The organism is Mesorhizobium monacense (genome assembly GCF_056781675.1).
In genome coordinates, this window is the sequence record NZ_CM165567.1 from 948,486 (window position 1) to 963,063 (window position 14,578).

The following is a 14,578-nucleotide window of genomic DNA, read 5'->3' on the forward strand; positions in this document are numbered from 1 at the left end:
AGCAGTGAGAGCGATCGTCATTCTCGCTTGGCGGCAGCTGACTGCTCAGTCTCTAAAAGTCGAAGGAAGGGATCCCTGATTGGCTGTCTCGCTGGTTTGGCTGCCATCCTGACGACGCACAGCCTGGACCGTTTTTGAGATGGCTTCCGCTCAACCTGTTGGACGGACCGGTCCCTGGATCGCGCGCAATCCGCAACACTCCGCCATCGGGCCGGGTAACTTCGATAATGGTTTCGACACGGACAAACTGCGATCCTACGGAGTAGCCAGGCGCCAGGTCATGCCGGAAGTCGTATACTGGAGCCACAACGGCCCCAACGACCGGGCGGAGAACTCGCATCGGCCCGGCCTTCGGCGGCTCATCTGCCACTCGCTTGATCCCGCTGCCCCGGCCAGCAATGGGGCCGGGGCACTCCAGTACAGACTCTGCCCATCGATCACCTCGATCGGCACGGACTCCAGACCGGCATTGTCGAACAGCCGCGCATTTGACCGCGTTCGCCAAATTAATGGCCGGATCTTTGCGAAGCCTCCACATGTTCGTGAACGAAGCCCTCCAGGGATCATCGTGATTGGACTTCACGATCCGTTGGAGTCACGCTCGCCTCACGTAGTAGTAGGAAATGGGTGGACCAACTATTGTCCGAATAGGAGGCCAACATGAAGCACCAAACTCTGGAGCAATTGCAGGTCGTGGCCGAGGTGGATCAGGGCTACTCGCGCCAGGCCATGTCGCGCGGCGAACGTCTTGAACGCTGGGCGCAGCTCCTTGAACGGAACCCTGGCCGGCCCCTCTCGACGCTGCACCAGACCGAGTATCAGCCGGTTAGGGCACGCGCGGCCATGCGCGGCGACGGCTCGCCGATCTCAGTCGCTTTCGAAGATCCTGTCCTCCGTGCCGCCGGGTTGGAAAACGACAACTACGGCGAAGCGAAGCGGTTCTTCGAACTGACCGACAGGCAATTGCATGAGATCATCTGCTATTGCCATTTCGGCGCGACGGTGAGCGCCGCAATGGCCGCCCGTCACATCCGTGCGGCGATTGCCGGGAGACAGCCCGGCATGTTCGCTCGGATGCGTGAGGCGTTCGTCGGATAAAGCCGGCGCCGTTTCGCAGCATCATTTTTGAAGCGGCTCGCATGGAAAGCCGCCGCCGTAGCGCAGGCAAGCGCTCCCCACGCGGGGAGGCTGCGTTGCATGAGGGATGGTGCGGTCATGATTATCCAAGGTCCTTTTCGCGAGCGGCGTCGAGGTCTGCTGGGCTGAGCTGCACCGTTGCGCCGAACTCTGCAGGGCGATTGCCGGCAGGTGAATGAACGCGCCGACGCGTCGCCAGGCAAGCCTGGAGGATCCCCTCAATCGATTCCTCGTCGTGATCAACGCGGTAGTCTCCTGCAGGTTGCCACGCCTCAAAACCCGGCAGCCGGAACGCGACGGTCTGCGTGGTGCGAGTGGCCATGGGTGCGGCTTTTCGCAGGAGCACGCCGACGCCCCTCCTGCATCTCTTCCATCCGAACCGGAAAGATCCCAATGCCAGTATATCCGTGGTCAGCGCTGCCAATACATCCGTGGCCAGCGCCGTGGTTCAAAGGCTCGAACAGAGGGACATGCGCGCCGGATAAGCGCTATACATTCGCTGTCGAAAATTCGGTGCTTCATGGCGGGTCGAAGGTCGCGGACCTATGTCGATCGGGACCGCGAAAGCAAAATCGGCCAAATCCTCACGATCAGTATATATGTCTCGGTGCACATTCAATCGAGACTCAATAGGTTTGGTTCGTAATTGCGCATTAATATAGTCTGTTGTCGGAAAAATTAAGAGGGATGAATTACAATAAAATTGCTTATAGCTCCCCCTTTCTGATGGCCAAAAGTGCCGGTACCAATGACTGATTTACATTTCAAATATTTTAGGTTTGAGGAATTAAAAATTTGGCACTCCTATCAATCGAGTGCCAAAGGGGCTATGTTAAGTGTTGCAGTCGCTCTATGTGCGGCGGCAGAAAGAACCCCCAATGAAATTCCGACCACTCCACGACCGCGTCGTCATTCGGCGCGCTGAAGGCGACAACAAATCCAAGGGCGGAATCATCATTCCCGACACCGCTAAGGAAAAGCCTCAGGAAGGCGAAGTGATCGCCGTCGGCCCAGGCTCACGTGACGAAAGCGGCAAGCTGATCCCGCTCGACGTCAAGGCCGGCGACTTCATCCTGTTCGGCAAATGGTCCGGCACCGAGGTCAAGATCGACGGCGAGGATCTCCTGATCATGAAGGAGAGCGACATTATGGGCATCGTCGAGAAGACCAAAGCGGCCAAGAAAGCCGCCTGACCGGGCGATTTCCGATCCCGCAATTTCAAGACTGAACTGGACGTAAAATCGTGTCTGCCAAGGAAATCAAATTCGCTACCGATGCCCGCGACCGGATGCTGCGCGGCGTCGAGATTCTGAATAACGCCGTCAAGGTGACGCTCGGCCCGAAGGGCCGCAACGTCGTCATCGACAAGGCCTATGGCGCGCCGCGTATTACCAAGGACGGCGTTGCCGTCGCCAAGGAAATCGAGCTTGCTGACAAGTTCGAGAACATGGGCGCGCAAATGGTGCGTGAGGTTGCTTCGAAAACCAACGACATCGCCGGCGACGGCACCACGACCGCGACCGTGCTTGCCGCGTCCATCCTGCGTGAAGGAACGAAGTTCGTGGCCGCCGGTATGAATCCGATGGATTTGAAACGCGGCATCGACCTCGCTGTTGCCGCAGTGGTCAAGGACATCCAAGCCCGCGCCAAGAAGGTCAAGTCATCGGACGAGATCGCCCAAGTCGGTACGATCGCCGCCAATGGCGACGCAACGGTTGGCGAGATGATCGCCAACGCGATGAAGAAGGTCGGCAATGAAGGCGTCATTACGGTGGAGGAAGCCAAGACCGCCGACACCGAACTCGACGTCGTCGAGGGCATGCAGTTCGACCGTGGCTATCTCTCGCCCTACTTCGTCACCAATGCCGAAAAGATGCGCGTCGAGATGGAGGACCCTTACGTCCTCATCCATGAAAAGAAGCTCGGCAACCTGCAGGCGCTGCTGCCGATCCTCGAAGCGGTCGTGCAAAGCGGCAAGCCGCTGCTGATCATCTCCGAGGACGTCGAAGGCGAAGCGCTGGCGACACTGGTGGTCAACAAGCTGCGGGGCGGCCTCAAGGTCGCGGCGGTCAAGGCGCCGGGCTTCGGCGACCGCCGCAAGGCGATGCTGGAAGACATCGCGGTGCTCACCGCCGGCCAGATGATTTCCGAGGATCTCGGCATCAAACTGGAGAACGTCACGATCGACATGCTCGGCCGAGCCAAGCGCGTGCTCATCGAGAAGGATACGACCACGATCATCGACGGCGCCGGCGAGAAAGCCACCATCCAGGCGCGCGTCCAGCAGATCAAGTTGCAGATCGAGGAAACGACCTCGGATTACGACAAGGAGAAACTCCAGGAGCGGCTGGCGAAGCTGGCCGGCGGCGTTGCCGTCATTCGCGTCGGCGGCGCGACCGAGACGGAAGTCAAGGAAAAGAAGGACCGCATCGACGACGCGCTGAACGCCACGCGCGCGGCCGTGGAGGAAGGCATCGTTCCCGGCGGCGGTGTTGCGCTTTTGCGCGCCAAGGCAGTTTTGACTGAGCTTACTGGCGCGAATGCTGACATGACGGCAGGTATTTCGATTGTGCTGAGAGCGCTTGAGGCCCCCATTCGGCAGATTGCCGAGAATTCCGGCGTCGAAGGTTCGATCGTCGTGGGAAAACTGATGGACACAAAGGACCCCAATCAGGGCTTCGATGCGCAGACCGAGCGTTACGTCGACATGGTCCAAGCCGGCATCGTCGATCCCGCCAAGGTTGTTCGAACGGCCCTTGAGGACGCCGGTTCCATCGCCGGGCTTCTGATCACCGCCGAGGTAATGGTCGCGGACATTCCGCGGAAGGATGCGCCAGCTATGGGTGGCGCAGGAGGTATGGGCGGAATGGGCGGAATGGACTACTGAGCGGCGCCTGAAACTATAGCCAGGACGACGGAAGGCCAGCGACGCGGGCACATGCTCGCCGATATCTCGGCGATCATCAGTTCGCTCGACATCGTGTTCGGGGAGATCGATCGATAGGCTCGTCGCTGTCGTATTTGCTGCTAAAAATGGTCGTGGAGACAAGAACATGACCGACACTCTTGCCGAGAAAACATGTACGCCTTGTCGCGGCGGCGTCCCGCCGCTCACGCGTGATGAAGCCCAACGCTTCCAGGCTCAGGCTCCCGATTGGGAGCTGGATGACGATGCCCACCGCATCCAGCGGAGCTTTCGATGCCGCAATTTCCGGGACGCGCTCGCCCTTGTTCAGGAGATCGGTGAGCTCGCCGAAACCGAAAGCCATCACCCCGACGTCAGCTTCGGCTGGGGTTGTGTGACGGTTTCCCTGAGCATCAAGAAGATAAAAGGACTGCACGAGAACGATTTCATCATGGCGAGCAAGATCGATCGGGTGTTCGATCGCTCGGGCCAGCCCCTCGACCGCCAGCGGTGACACGGCAAAATCCATTGCCAATCAAGCGAGGTCGTTTATGCCACACATCCGAACCGACAATCAGCCCGTAACTCAGATCACGGTTATCGAGCCCGAGCCGGGAAAGCAGGCCGAGGCGTTGTCATTGATGACTGAGCGGGCCCGCTTCATGGCGCGCCAGCCCGGGTTCATCTCCGTCAGCCTGCATCGCAGCCTCGACGGGCGTCGCATCGTCAACTACATCCAATGGCAGAGTCGCGATCTCTTGCGATCGGCTCATAAATCGCCGGAATTCCGCAAGGAGTGGGACCACTTCGATCAGCTAACGGACGAGATCGATCCCAATCTGTACGAGGTAGCCCAGGTGATAGATAGTGGTCAGTAGGCGTGCTGTTCACGTGACCTGAACCTTACGGCCGAGACAGCTCGACATAAGCTGGCGAATTTGAGCCACGACGGCCATGAACGATCGCATTGTAACCGTTTTCGGCGGAACCGGCTTTCTCGGCCGCCGCGTCGTTCGGCATCTCTGCAAGCGCGGGTTTTCCGTTCGGATTGCATCAAGGCATCCGGATCGGGGGCACAGGCTGTTCGCTCTTGACGATCCGCAACTTCAATCGGTCGCGGCCAACATTCACGACGAGCGGTCGGTCGCCGATGCCCTTGCCGGCACTTTTGGTGTGGTAAATGCGGTCAGTCTTTACGTCGAGCACGGACGGGAGACGTTTCATTCCGTGCACGTCGAGTCTGCCCAACGGGTAGCAGCTCAAGCACACCTAGCCGGAACCGAACGGCTCGTTCACGTTTCAGGAATCGGCTCCGACGCTGCCTCGCCCTCGCTCTATATCCGCAACCGTGGCGAAGGCGAACTGGCGGTCCGGGCCGCGTTTGCAGACGCCACACTCATCCGCCCCGCAGTGATGTTCGGGCCGGACGACGCGTTCCTCACCACCATCCTCAAGCTGCTCGGCCGGCTTCCAATCTATCCGATGTTCGGCCGCGGCCTGACGAGATTGCAGCCGGCCTATGTGGAAGATGTGGCGGAGGCGACCGCAAGGGCGCTCCAGGGTACGGAAACGCATGCGATCACATTCGAGTGCGGCGGCCCTCGCGTCTACTCTTACGAGGAATTTCTCAAAGTCGTCGCGCACGAAGCCGGTCTTAGGCCCAAACTGATTCCAATCCCATTTGCCGCTTGGCACGCGCTGGCTTGGTTCGCCGAAATGCTCCCGAGCCCGCCCGTCACTCGGAATCAAGTGGAACTGATGCAGGTCGACAACATGTCATCGCCGGAGATGCCGGGATTTGGAGAACTTGGAATTTCGCCGTACTCGGTCGAGGAAATGCTCCAGGAGATATTGTGGGATCACTGATCAAAGAGCTTCTTCGTCTAGTACGCTCCCGCCAAGGGGGAACGATAGGCAAGGTCGAGGGCATGGTGAAGTATGCCCGCTCGAACTTCATGACGCCGATACCGGCGGCGGCGAGCGTCGATGATCTCAATGCCAGGCTGGACCAGCGATGCCGGGCACGGCAGGCGGAAAGAGCCGGCCGTCATGCCGGGCGATCGGCGAGTGGCTTGTCGCCGATCTTGAAGCGTTCAGGGAACTGCCTGCCGTAGCGCTGGAGCCATGCGAGAAGCGGGCTGACCGCGTCTCGTCGACGGCGCTGGTTATCGCGGCAACGACTACTCGGTTCCGAAGCCATGGCTTCCAGAGGTGATGGTGAAGGGGTTAGTGGATCAGGTGGTCATCCTGTGCGGCGGCGAGGCGATTGCCCGGCATCAGCGCTCCTATGGTCCGGGCGCGTTCGTCTTCGATCCGCTGCATTATCTGCCGCTGATCGAGACGAAGCCGAACGCGCTCGATCGGGCAGCACCCTTGAAGAACCGGGATGTGCCCGAGGGCGGCGCTTCCCGACCTCTTACTTTGTGACAAACGATTGTGGCTTGGACAATTTGTTGTCTGGCTGCCTCCGGAGTCTTGCCGGCAGCATTGCGCGCTTCTTTTAACGTTGTAACGTGCGTTGAAGTTCGATGATAGAAGTGGGTAGTGTCTCAGTTTGACGTCTCAGTTTGACGCCGCGCTTGTCGCGATCCGCACCGAACTCGTTATGCTTAGCGGAAAGCATAGGAGCAGGGGCAATGAGTTATTCCATAAAACTCGGTAAGGAGCCGAACGTCCTGATGGTCAATGACTTGTCCAGCAGGCAGGCCGTAAACCAGGCACGCGAACTCAAAGCGGGGAATATCAAATTCCACATCTATGCCAGCGACGGCACTTTGACCGAACTGGATGATCTTGAGCGTGCCGTGGAGGGCGACGACGTTGCCGACCGGACCTGAAGGCCAGAAGCGCCCCGCCGACGTGATCGGCAATGCCGTCCGCGTCATGCGCATTGCTACCGGCGAGGAAGCCGACCACGTTATTGACGACGGCGAGGACCCTACTGCGAAGGCTCTTGGCGCCGAGGGCGGCAAGAAGCGCTCTGAGAACATGACACCAGAGAGGCGCGCCGAAATCGCTAAAAAGGCGGCGGCGCGGTGGAAACGCTAGGCCATAGATCGAGTTCCTGCCGCCCTCCGAATCGTTCCACGATCCTGCGCTCATAGGTCCATCGGTCAGCTGATGACTCTGCCATTTCAAGAACGCGCCCAAGCTGAAATTCTTTAGCGCGCGCACCGTGAAGTCTGAAAACGAAGGAAATCGAACGCGGCACCACTGCGGCCCGCACTTGAAACCGTGTCCGGCACCTCCATCTAATTCAAAACGGCGCGCAATTTTCCGAATGAGGAAGCGCTAGGCTACGTGCCTGCTTGCCACAGACATTCAACCGGGCGGTCGCCCTGCTGCTCGTCGATTTCGACAGGCAGCATCAACAATAGAGCGACTTCCTCTTCGTTTTCAAACGAAGGGAGATACAAAATGGCAAAGGTCGTTTGCGTCCTCTATGACGATCCGGTCGACGGTTATCCGACAAGATACGCGCGGGACGGCCTGCCGAAGCTTGACCGCTATCCGGGCGGCCAGACCCTTCCCGCGCCGAAGGCCATTGACTTTGAACCGGGGATCCTGCTCGGCAGCGTGTCCGGCGAACTGGGTCTCCGGAAATTCCTCCAAAGCCACGGGCACAGCCTGGTTGTAACCTCGGACAAGGACGGTCCAGACAGCGTTTTTGAGTACGAACTCGTCGACGCCGAAATCGTGATCTCGCAGCCCTTCTGGCCGGCATACCTTACCGAGGAACGAATAGCCAAGGCAAACAAGCTGAAGCTTGCGATCACGGCCGGCATCGGATCCGACCATGTCGATTTGCAGGCCGCAATGGACCGCGGGATCACGGTGGCCGAAGTGACCTACTGCAACTCGATCAGCGTATCCGAACATGTGGTCATGATGATCCTCGGCCTCGTGCGCAATTACATCCCCTCCTACCAGTGGGTCATGAAGGGTGGCTGGAATATCGCCGACTGCGTCGCACGCTCCTATGATGTGGAAGGAATGGATGTCGGCACGGTTGCGGCAGGACGCATCGGCCTGGCGGTGCTTCGCCGCCTCAAACCGTTCGACTTGAAGCTCCACTACACCGACCGCCATCGCCTTCCAGAGGCGGTCGAGAAAGAACTAGGGGTCACCTTCCACAAGACGGCGGCGGAAATGGTGCCCGTCTGCGATGTCGTCACCATCAACGCACCGCTGCACCCGGAGACGGAAAATCTCTTCGATGAGGCGATGATCGCCAGGATGAAACGCGGCGCCTATCTGGTGAACACGGCGCGCGGCAAGATCTGCAATCGCGACGCCATCGCCCGCGCGCTGGAGAGCGGCCAACTCGCAGGTTATGCCGGCGACGTCTGGTTCCCGCAGCCGGCGCCCAAGGACCATCCATGGCGATCAATGCCGCATCACGGCATGACGCCGCACATTTCGGGATCGTCGCTCTCCGCCCAGGCGCGCTACGCCGCCGGCACCCGCGAGATTCTGGAGTGCTGGTTCGAAGGCAGGCCAATCCGTGAGGAATATCTGATCGTCGACGGCGGCAAGCTCGCCGGCGCCGGCGCACATTCCTACAGCGCGGGAGACGCCACGGGCGGTTCGGAAGAAGCGGCACGCTTCAAGGCCAAGACGTGAGGCAAAGACGGAACAAGTCGAGCCGGACGGCATGAAACCTGGCTGAAGCGGCTTAGCGGCCAAAACAGGATCTTTCAGAGATCACGAATATCCCGCACAATAGACGTTGCTCAGCGCATCGCCTGTGGGTCCGTATGACGGAACAGCAGACTACGCGCCGGCTCGCCGCCATCCTCGCCGCCGACGTTGCCGGTTACTCCAGCATGATGGACCGACGAGGCGGGCACGCTTGCAGCGCTGCGGCAGATTTGGAGCCAGACGTCGCGCCCCGGCCCAAACTCCTAGATGCTCAGTGCAATGCATAGGTGGTTTCATGGCGCAGTTCTGCCGATTTGTTGACGTGGATACACAAACCATCGTTTGGGTGAACCCCGAACAAATTCGGTTTATGCGACCGGACGCGACACATACGATTACGCACATAATCTTCGATGAGGGACATGCCCTCAAGGTCGACGGAACTATCGAAAGCACTATGAAGGCCCTCAAAGATGCCGACCGGACCTAAGGGCCAGAAGCGCCCAGCCGATGTAATCGGCAATGCCCTCCGCGTCATGCGCATTGCTACCGGCGAGGAAGCCGACGACGTGATTGACGACGGCAGAGACCCCGCTGCGCGAGCTCTCTAGGCGCGTAGGGCGGAAAGAAACGTGCCGAGAGCATGACGCCAGAGCGCCGTGCCGAGATCGCAAAGAAGGCGGCTGCTGCCTAACTTTGGCATCCAAACCTTGGCGATTCACAAGCGACTTGGCCTCGACGAGGGACAAAGGCCAGATGTCGAGAACCTGGCTCGGCTATTCCACTGGTCGGGTCTGAGTGCCGACACATTTATGGGCGCTGGACAGGGACACCGTCTTTTTACTGAGCCGTTCAGCCAAATCGCCATGGTCATCTGTTCGGACAACTATCGTGCCAACAATGGCGGCAGCACGGTGCTTGGCACCATCACTGGCATTTGTGTGCGCCTCCGAGACAAACTCCCCCACGGCTAGTGGGACAAGGTGTCTGATGAGTAGGTTCATTCCTCCTTGTTGTCCTTGGGTTCGCCAGACCATACGAGAACATACGAAGGATACTGCGTGGCGAACCACCCGCTAACTGATTGATTTTGTTGAAAAGACGACGTCCCTCCGCGACCAACATGATCGTTATCTATCAATAACTTAAGAAGCGGTTCGCCAATGTAGATTCAAGAGGTGGTCCAGCTCCTCGCCGATCGCATTTGTCTTCTACTGAATGGCAGCTTTGCGCCGCAAGTCGGTCGTAGAGTTGAGCTTTGCCGTTGACCCAAAGCTGCCGTTCGTCGGATTATGACGTCAGTAGGCGGCGTGGCCAAGACCATGCCCAGTTCTCTCAGCCTAAAACTGCGCAGAGATTCAGCCTCATCGCTCCAAGCATATCGCCACGCCCTGGCCGCCGCCGATGCAGAGCGAGGCCAAGCCCTTGCGTGCCTTGCGCCTCGTCATCTCGTGGAGCAGCGTCACCACGATGCGGCAGCCGGATCCGGCGAGCGGATGGCCGAGCGCGATGGCGCCGCCGCTGATGTTGATGATCTCCTCGTTCCAGCCCATCTCGCGGTTGACCGCGATGGCCTGCGCGGCAAAGGCCTCATTGATCTCCATGACGTCGAGCTCGGATGGCTGTGCAACTTCCTCTCGCCGTAAGCTATCTTGTTGAAAGGTATTGCAAAAATCCCTATCTCCGGGAACGTGAGGAGCGGCTTCTGGGGGCGGTATTGGATGCTCCTCCGTCACTAATCACGCTCACTCACCGCCGTTCATGCTGAATCGCTTTGACGCACGGCACGCCACTGTATTCTTTTGATCCCACGTCTCGAGTTCCTCAATTGGGTACAACACGGCTTTGCCAAGCTTGACGTACGCCGGTCCAATCCTCTTGGCTCGCCAATTTCGCAGCGTTCCAAGAGAGATGCTGCCGCGATAGCGTTCCGACACTTCCTCAGCTGTCAAAAACTTCCTGTTGTCCATCAAGCTCTCCAAATGTCCGACGTCAGGAACATGTGAGCAGGCTCAAGCACGCTCCCAAACCCTTGGTCATGCAGTTGCGCGGCCATGAGTGGGTATGTGCATCGGAAATAAAAGCCGCTGAGTGAGGGAGTAGAAGCAGGGGATATGTCTGGATAGAAATCGGATCAACTGCCAACAAAGTGTGCAAGGTCGGTCGACCCGGGCCAACCGGAAAATGAGGAGTGCGATCTCCGGTACCATCGCCTCGACCCGTTAGTGCTTGGGGTTGACGTCGGAGTCGACGAATTGGAATGAGGCGACGCTTGTCGGCGAGTTTGAGCCAGCCAAGAAGGCTGAGCGGGGCGAGCGCAAGAAACGCGAGGCGAACTACTCTCAAAATCTCATCCCCATGTCGCAACGTAGGAGTGACGGGATAATCAGAGGATGAACGCACGGTGACCACGGCACGAGTTGGAAGCCGAGGCCGTCGTCGATCATCGCGAAGCGGCCCGATGACAGTATCAGACGCTGGCGACAGGTGCCTGAGACGTGTTCGCCGGCGGTAGCCGCAGGCAGTGACCAGGTACTAGAGTCACCACCAAACCGGCACTGCCGCAGATTGACTGACCGACAATTGAAGTAATCATCGATTGCCGCCCCGCTAGGAAAAAAGGCCGGCGCCCTCGCTGGGAGGTTGCCCGAATGGCGCCGGCCAGACGGTCCTTTTCAGGTCCGCCGCTCTCCAGACATAGCTGAGTCTTTCCGTTGCGTCAGGTGGTGGCGGACTATGCTTTGGCTTTCCGCTTGGCAGGTGCCTTCTTGGCTGGTGCGACGGGTTCAGCCTTGCGGCCAAGCCCGATGGACTTCGCCAATTGCGAGCGCTGAGCGGCGTAATTCGGAGCTGTCATAGGGTAGTCGTGCGGCAAGTTCCATTTGGCGCGATAGGCGTCCGGTGTCAGGCCGAAGTCCGTGCTAAGATGCCGCTTCAGGGATTTGAACTTCTTGCCGTCTTCGAGGCAGATAATGAAGTCCGGCGTCACCGACCTCTTCGGGTTGACCGCGGGAGTTTGCGGCTCAACGACAGGCGGGATCGGCGTGCCAAGTCCGGACAGCGAAGCATGAACCGATGCTATCATGTCCGGCAAGCCAGACACCGGCAATGGATTGTTGCTGACATACGCTGAGACAATGTCGGCGGTTAACTCAGCTAGTTCGGCAGAGCGGGTATCGGATTCGTTGGTCATTGGTGGTCCTTTTGTCTGATTTATCCCCTCTCTATGGGTTGATGATCAACGACGCAACCGCCCTCCTAAGCCTGGTCTATCGAACTGCAGTGGAGCCGACGCAGAATTCGTAAGGTCTTCGGACAACTCTTTGATGTTATTTCAGAAGTAGTCGCTACCGTAGAACGAAAGACGCTCGTCGAGCGAAGTTGCCTGCCCAGCATCCGGTTTGGCTGGGGTTCCTGGAAGCATTTCGAACTTTCTGCCTTGCGCCTCCAGCCGAATTGCGCGCGCTTGTGAAGGAAATTGGGATGTCTGGATCCGCACTGGTGCAAACTTGATCGAGCACCCGTTCTGGGGTTCGAGTCGGTAGAGCGCTACCGCCTTTCCCCACACTCATCAGATCGGCGGTTCCTGCTCCGTTGTCTTGGATGAGGATTCATTTTGAATTGCCCCCTCTACTCAATGTACACGTTGGTTATCTAGTACCCGCATTTGGATACGAAGACCTCGTTTTGTCTGCAGCCGAAATCGTCAGACCGGCAGCCCGAGCTGCTTTCGCAGGCTTTTGTCGAATGCGGACGCGGGGACGAAACGGCGCAGGAAACTGACCTGGCGCGCCATTTTTCCCGCCGCATAGCGCCTCTTCGGAGCGGGATCGATCGCAGCGGCCAAAACGGTCTTGGCTACCACTTCGGGCGCATCGCCTTTTTCCATCGATTTCCGAACGGACATAGTCATGCCGGCGCGCGCGGAGTCGTAGATATCGAGCAACTGGTCGGGGGCGGCGAGATTGTCCTCGAATGACGTACGGGTATAGGCGGGCTCCACCAACGAAACGCGAATGCCGAACGGGCGCAATTCGTGATCGAGCGATTCGGAATAACCCTCGATGGCATGTTTGGTCGACGCGTAAAGCGCGAAATAGGGAGCCGGGATGAACCCCTGTACCGAACTCAAATTGACGATTCTGCCTTTCCCTTGGCGTCGCATTGCCGGCAACACCGCGTTGGTCACGCGCAAAACGCCGAAGACGTTCACGTCGAACAGCGCCTGGGCCTGGGCGGTCGAGGACTCCTCCGCGCCGCCAAACAGACCCATGCCGGCATTGTTGACAAGCAGGTCGATGCGCCCGGCCTTGGCCAGAACGTCATCGACCATTTTCGCAACGGACGCGTCGTCGGTCACGTCGCAGGTCAGCATGGTAACGCCATCGGATTGCTTGGAGGCCGTGCGACGGCTGGTTCCGAATACGCGATAGCCCGCGCTTAGCAAGGAATCAGCCGTAGCGCGGCCGATGCCGGAGGATGCCCCTGTCACGATGGCGACGCCAGGATTGGTCTTGTTCATGGAAATCATATCTTTCTTTGTGTTGGAACGGAGTTGGAGAAGCATGAAAGGTCGGTGTGAGGGGTGCCAATCATGAGCGCCCCTGACCCTCACGTCGGGCAGCCGGAGCGCTCCAGCGCCTGAACAAGGCGCTGGCATTCACGCCGCCAAAGCCGAAGCCATTGGCGATCGCGTACTCCATCTTCATTGGCCGGGGCTCGTTTGCAACGAAGTCGATACCGTCGGCGGCCGGATCGGGAGCGCTCAAATTGAGTGTCGGCGGGGCGACCTGGTCCCTGAGCGCCAGGATCGAGAAGATGGCACCAAGCCCGCCGGCCGCGCCGAGCAGGTGTCCGGTCGCCGATTTCGTTGCGCTGACAGCTATGGCGAAGTCGCGGCCGAACACGCTCTTGATCGCTTCGATCTCACCCAGGTCGCCGACTGGCGTGGAGGTCGCATGCGCATTGAGATGACGAACCTCGCGCGGTGAAATCCCTGCTTGCGCAATCGCGATCTCCATAGCCCGGCGCGCACCGCCGCCGTCCTCGGGACCAGAGGTGACGTGATGAGCATCCGCCGTCGTACCGTAGCCGACGAGCTCGGCGAGCGGTTTTGCGCCGCGTGCCAGCGCGTGGCTCAACGCCTCGATGACCAGCACGCCGGCTCCTTCGCCCATGACGAATCCGTCCCGCGATATGTCGAAGGGACGCGAGGCTTGAGCCGGTGCCCAATTGAAGCCGGTTGAAAGCGAGCGTGCGGCGGCAAACCCACCGAGACTGACGATGTTCATGCAGGCTTCCGTGCCCCCGCATACGGCAATATCAGCTTCGTTCGCGCGGATAAGACGGGCCGCGTCGCCGATCGCCTGGATACCGGCCGCGCACGCCGTTACCGGTGCGCCGAGGGGACCTTTGAAGCCATGACGGATCGAGATCTGGCCCGCCGCGAGGTTCACCAGGAAGGACGGCACAGTAAAGGGCGACAGGCGGCGGACGCCACGCTGATCGACCGTGCGCACCGCCTCGGTGATGGCATGAAAGCCGCCGATGCCCGAGGCGATGATCGTTGCCGTGCGCAGGCGATCCGTTTCCAAGGCAGGCTTCCATTTCGCCTGCGTAAGCGCCTCTTCTGCCGCCGCCAGCGCAAAGAGAATGAACCGATCCACCTTGCGCTGATCCTTCGCGGACAGGATGCCATCAGGATTGAAGCCAGCGTCGGGGTCTTCCTTCAAGGAGGGAACCACGCCGCCAATCTTCGCCGGCAGGTCTCCCACCGCATCGTCCGGAAGCCTACGGATGCCCGAACGACCGGCCAGCAGGCGCGACCAGGACGCTTCAACATTGGCGGCAAGGGGCGTGACCGCCCCCATGCCTGTGACCACAATCCGTCGCATT

General features: G+C 59.5%; 14 protein-coding genes and 5 pseudogenes. 12 read left to right on the plus strand and 7 right to left on the minus strand.

The genetic code is table 11. From position 1 onward, the window contains the following. Nucleotides 1–238 precede the first annotated feature (238 nt). Nucleotides 239–358: pseudogene (locus AC1RUK_RS04520) on the plus strand (IS6 family transposase); the annotation flags it as partial. 302 nt (nt 359–660) lie between these two features. After that, a complete protein-coding gene (locus AC1RUK_RS04525) occupies nt 661–1,098 on the plus strand; it encodes a hypothetical protein (protein ID WP_481836612.1) in 438 nt (145 codons plus the stop codon). Nucleotides 1,099–1,219: 121 nt separating this feature from the next. Here AC1RUK_RS04525 and AC1RUK_RS04530 read toward each other — a convergent pair whose 3' ends face one another. Further along, on the minus strand, nt 1,220–1,459 hold the full coding sequence (locus tag AC1RUK_RS04530; RefSeq protein WP_436172913.1) for a hypothetical protein: 240 nt from the start codon (nt 1,457–1,459) through the stop codon (nt 1,220–1,222). 556 nt (nt 1,460–2,015) lie between these two features. Here AC1RUK_RS04530 and AC1RUK_RS04535 point away from each other — a divergent pair. The 10 genes and pseudogenes from AC1RUK_RS04535 to AC1RUK_RS04580 all read left to right on the plus strand — a co-directional run bounded on the left by AC1RUK_RS04535 (nt 2,016) and on the right by AC1RUK_RS04580 (nt 8,665). Continuing rightward, nucleotides 2,016–2,330, plus strand: coding sequence for a co-chaperone GroES (locus AC1RUK_RS04535; RefSeq protein ID WP_436172912.1), 315 nt, complete (start codon nt 2,016–2,018; stop codon nt 2,328–2,330). A 50-nt stretch (nt 2,331–2,380) separates the two neighbouring features. Further along, entirely contained in the window at nt 2,381–4,024 is a 1,644-nt protein-coding gene (groL, locus tag AC1RUK_RS04540) for a chaperonin GroEL (protein ID WP_481836611.1), read from the plus strand. A gap of 42 nt (nt 4,025–4,066) precedes the next feature. Beyond that, nucleotides 4,067–4,141, plus strand: a pseudogene (locus tag AC1RUK_RS04545) (NADH-quinone oxidoreductase subunit D-related protein); the annotation flags it as partial. Nucleotides 4,142–4,190: 49 nt separating this feature from the next. After that, entirely contained in the window at nt 4,191–4,556 is a 366-nt protein-coding gene (locus AC1RUK_RS04550) for a 4a-hydroxytetrahydrobiopterin dehydratase (RefSeq protein WP_481836610.1), read from the plus strand. A 37-nt stretch (nt 4,557–4,593) separates the two neighbouring features. Then, nucleotides 4,594–4,920, plus strand: coding sequence for an antibiotic biosynthesis monooxygenase family protein (locus AC1RUK_RS04555; RefSeq protein WP_436172909.1), 327 nt, complete (start codon nt 4,594–4,596; stop codon nt 4,918–4,920). A gap of 76 nt (nt 4,921–4,996) precedes the next feature. Continuing rightward, nucleotides 4,997–5,908 (plus strand): complex I NDUFA9 subunit family protein, encoded by a 912-nt coding sequence (locus AC1RUK_RS04560; protein ID WP_481836609.1) that lies wholly within the window; start codon nt 4,997–4,999, stop codon nt 5,906–5,908. A gap of 14 nt (nt 5,909–5,922) precedes the next feature. Beyond that, a pseudogene (locus AC1RUK_RS04565) lies at nt 5,923–6,439 on the plus strand (Mu transposase domain-containing protein); the annotation flags it as partial. Nucleotides 6,440–6,678: 239 nt separating this feature from the next. Then, nucleotides 6,679–6,879 (plus strand): hypothetical protein, encoded by a 201-nt coding sequence (locus tag AC1RUK_RS04570; RefSeq protein WP_481836608.1) that lies wholly within the window; start codon nt 6,679–6,681, stop codon nt 6,877–6,879. Continuing rightward, complete coding sequence (locus tag AC1RUK_RS04575) at nt 6,863–7,090, plus strand: RNA-binding protein (protein ID WP_481836607.1); 228 nt, start codon at nt 6,863–6,865, stop codon at nt 7,088–7,090. Before AC1RUK_RS04570 ends, AC1RUK_RS04575 begins: the two co-directional genes overlap by 17 nt. Nucleotides 7,091–7,459: 369 nt before the next feature. Further along, complete coding sequence (locus tag AC1RUK_RS04580; RefSeq protein ID WP_481836606.1) at nt 7,460–8,665, plus strand: NAD-dependent formate dehydrogenase; 1,206 nt, start codon at nt 7,460–7,462, stop codon at nt 8,663–8,665. A gap of 1,382 nt (nt 8,666–10,047) precedes the next feature. Here the strand turns inward: AC1RUK_RS04580 and AC1RUK_RS04585 are convergent. The 6 genes and pseudogenes from AC1RUK_RS04585 to fabF form a co-directional block, all read right to left on the minus strand. After that, a pseudogene (locus AC1RUK_RS04585) lies at nt 10,048–10,308 on the minus strand (acetyl-CoA C-acetyltransferase); the annotation flags it as partial. A gap of 120 nt (nt 10,309–10,428) precedes the next feature. Further along, nucleotides 10,429–10,653: a helix-turn-helix domain-containing protein gene (locus tag AC1RUK_RS04590; protein WP_031257363.1), complete on the minus strand. Its 225-nt coding sequence runs from the start codon at nt 10,651–10,653 to the stop codon at nt 10,429–10,431. 431 nt (nt 10,654–11,084) lie between these two features. Continuing rightward, a pseudogene (locus tag AC1RUK_RS04595) lies at nt 11,085–11,199 on the minus strand (DUF3363 domain-containing protein); the annotation flags it as partial. A gap of 218 nt (nt 11,200–11,417) precedes the next feature. Further along, nucleotides 11,418–11,876, minus strand: a complete 459-nt coding sequence (locus tag AC1RUK_RS04600; RefSeq protein ID WP_481836605.1) for a Ros/MucR family transcriptional regulator — start codon at nt 11,874–11,876, stop codon at nt 11,418–11,420. A 513-nt stretch (nt 11,877–12,389) separates the two neighbouring features. After that, nucleotides 12,390–13,205, minus strand: a complete 816-nt coding sequence (locus tag AC1RUK_RS04605; protein WP_481836604.1) for an oxidoreductase — start codon at nt 13,203–13,205, stop codon at nt 12,390–12,392. A 70-nt stretch (nt 13,206–13,275) separates the two neighbouring features. Further along, nucleotides 13,276–14,577, minus strand: coding sequence for a beta-ketoacyl-ACP synthase II (gene fabF / locus AC1RUK_RS04610; RefSeq protein WP_481836603.1), 1,302 nt, complete (start codon nt 14,575–14,577; stop codon nt 13,276–13,278). Nucleotide 14,578: the final 1 nt, after the last annotated feature.

Coding starts and splice junctions, on each gene's coding strand:
- AC1RUK_RS04525 (WP_481836612.1), top strand. CDS start 661: ATGAAGCACCAAACTCTGGAGCAATTGCAGGTCGTGGCCGAGGTGGAT.
- AC1RUK_RS04530 (WP_436172913.1), bottom strand. CDS start 1,459: ATGGCCACTCGCACCACGCAGACCGTCGCGTTCCGGCTGCCGGGTTTT.
- AC1RUK_RS04535 (WP_436172912.1), top strand. CDS start 2,016: ATGAAATTCCGACCACTCCACGACCGCGTCGTCATTCGGCGCGCTGAA.
- AC1RUK_RS04550 (WP_481836610.1), top strand. CDS start 4,191: ATGACCGACACTCTTGCCGAGAAAACATGTACGCCTTGTCGCGGCGGC.
- AC1RUK_RS04555 (WP_436172909.1), top strand. CDS start 4,594: ATGCCACACATCCGAACCGACAATCAGCCCGTAACTCAGATCACGGTT.
- AC1RUK_RS04560 (WP_481836609.1), top strand. CDS start 4,997: ATGAACGATCGCATTGTAACCGTTTTCGGCGGAACCGGCTTTCTCGGC.
- AC1RUK_RS04570 (WP_481836608.1), top strand. CDS start 6,679: ATGAGTTATTCCATAAAACTCGGTAAGGAGCCGAACGTCCTGATGGTC.
- AC1RUK_RS04580 (WP_481836606.1), top strand. CDS start 7,460: ATGGCAAAGGTCGTTTGCGTCCTCTATGACGATCCGGTCGACGGTTAT.
- AC1RUK_RS04590 (WP_031257363.1), bottom strand. CDS start 10,653: ATGGACAACAGGAAGTTTTTGACAGCTGAGGAAGTGTCGGAACGCTAT.
- AC1RUK_RS04600 (WP_481836605.1), bottom strand. CDS start 11,876: ATGACCAACGAATCCGATACCCGCTCTGCCGAACTAGCTGAGTTAACC.
- AC1RUK_RS04605 (WP_481836604.1), bottom strand. CDS start 13,205: ATGAACAAGACCAATCCTGGCGTCGCCATCGTGACAGGGGCATCCTCC.
- fabF (WP_481836603.1), bottom strand. CDS start 14,577: ATGCGACGGATTGTGGTCACAGGCATGGGGGCGGTCACGCCCCTTGCC.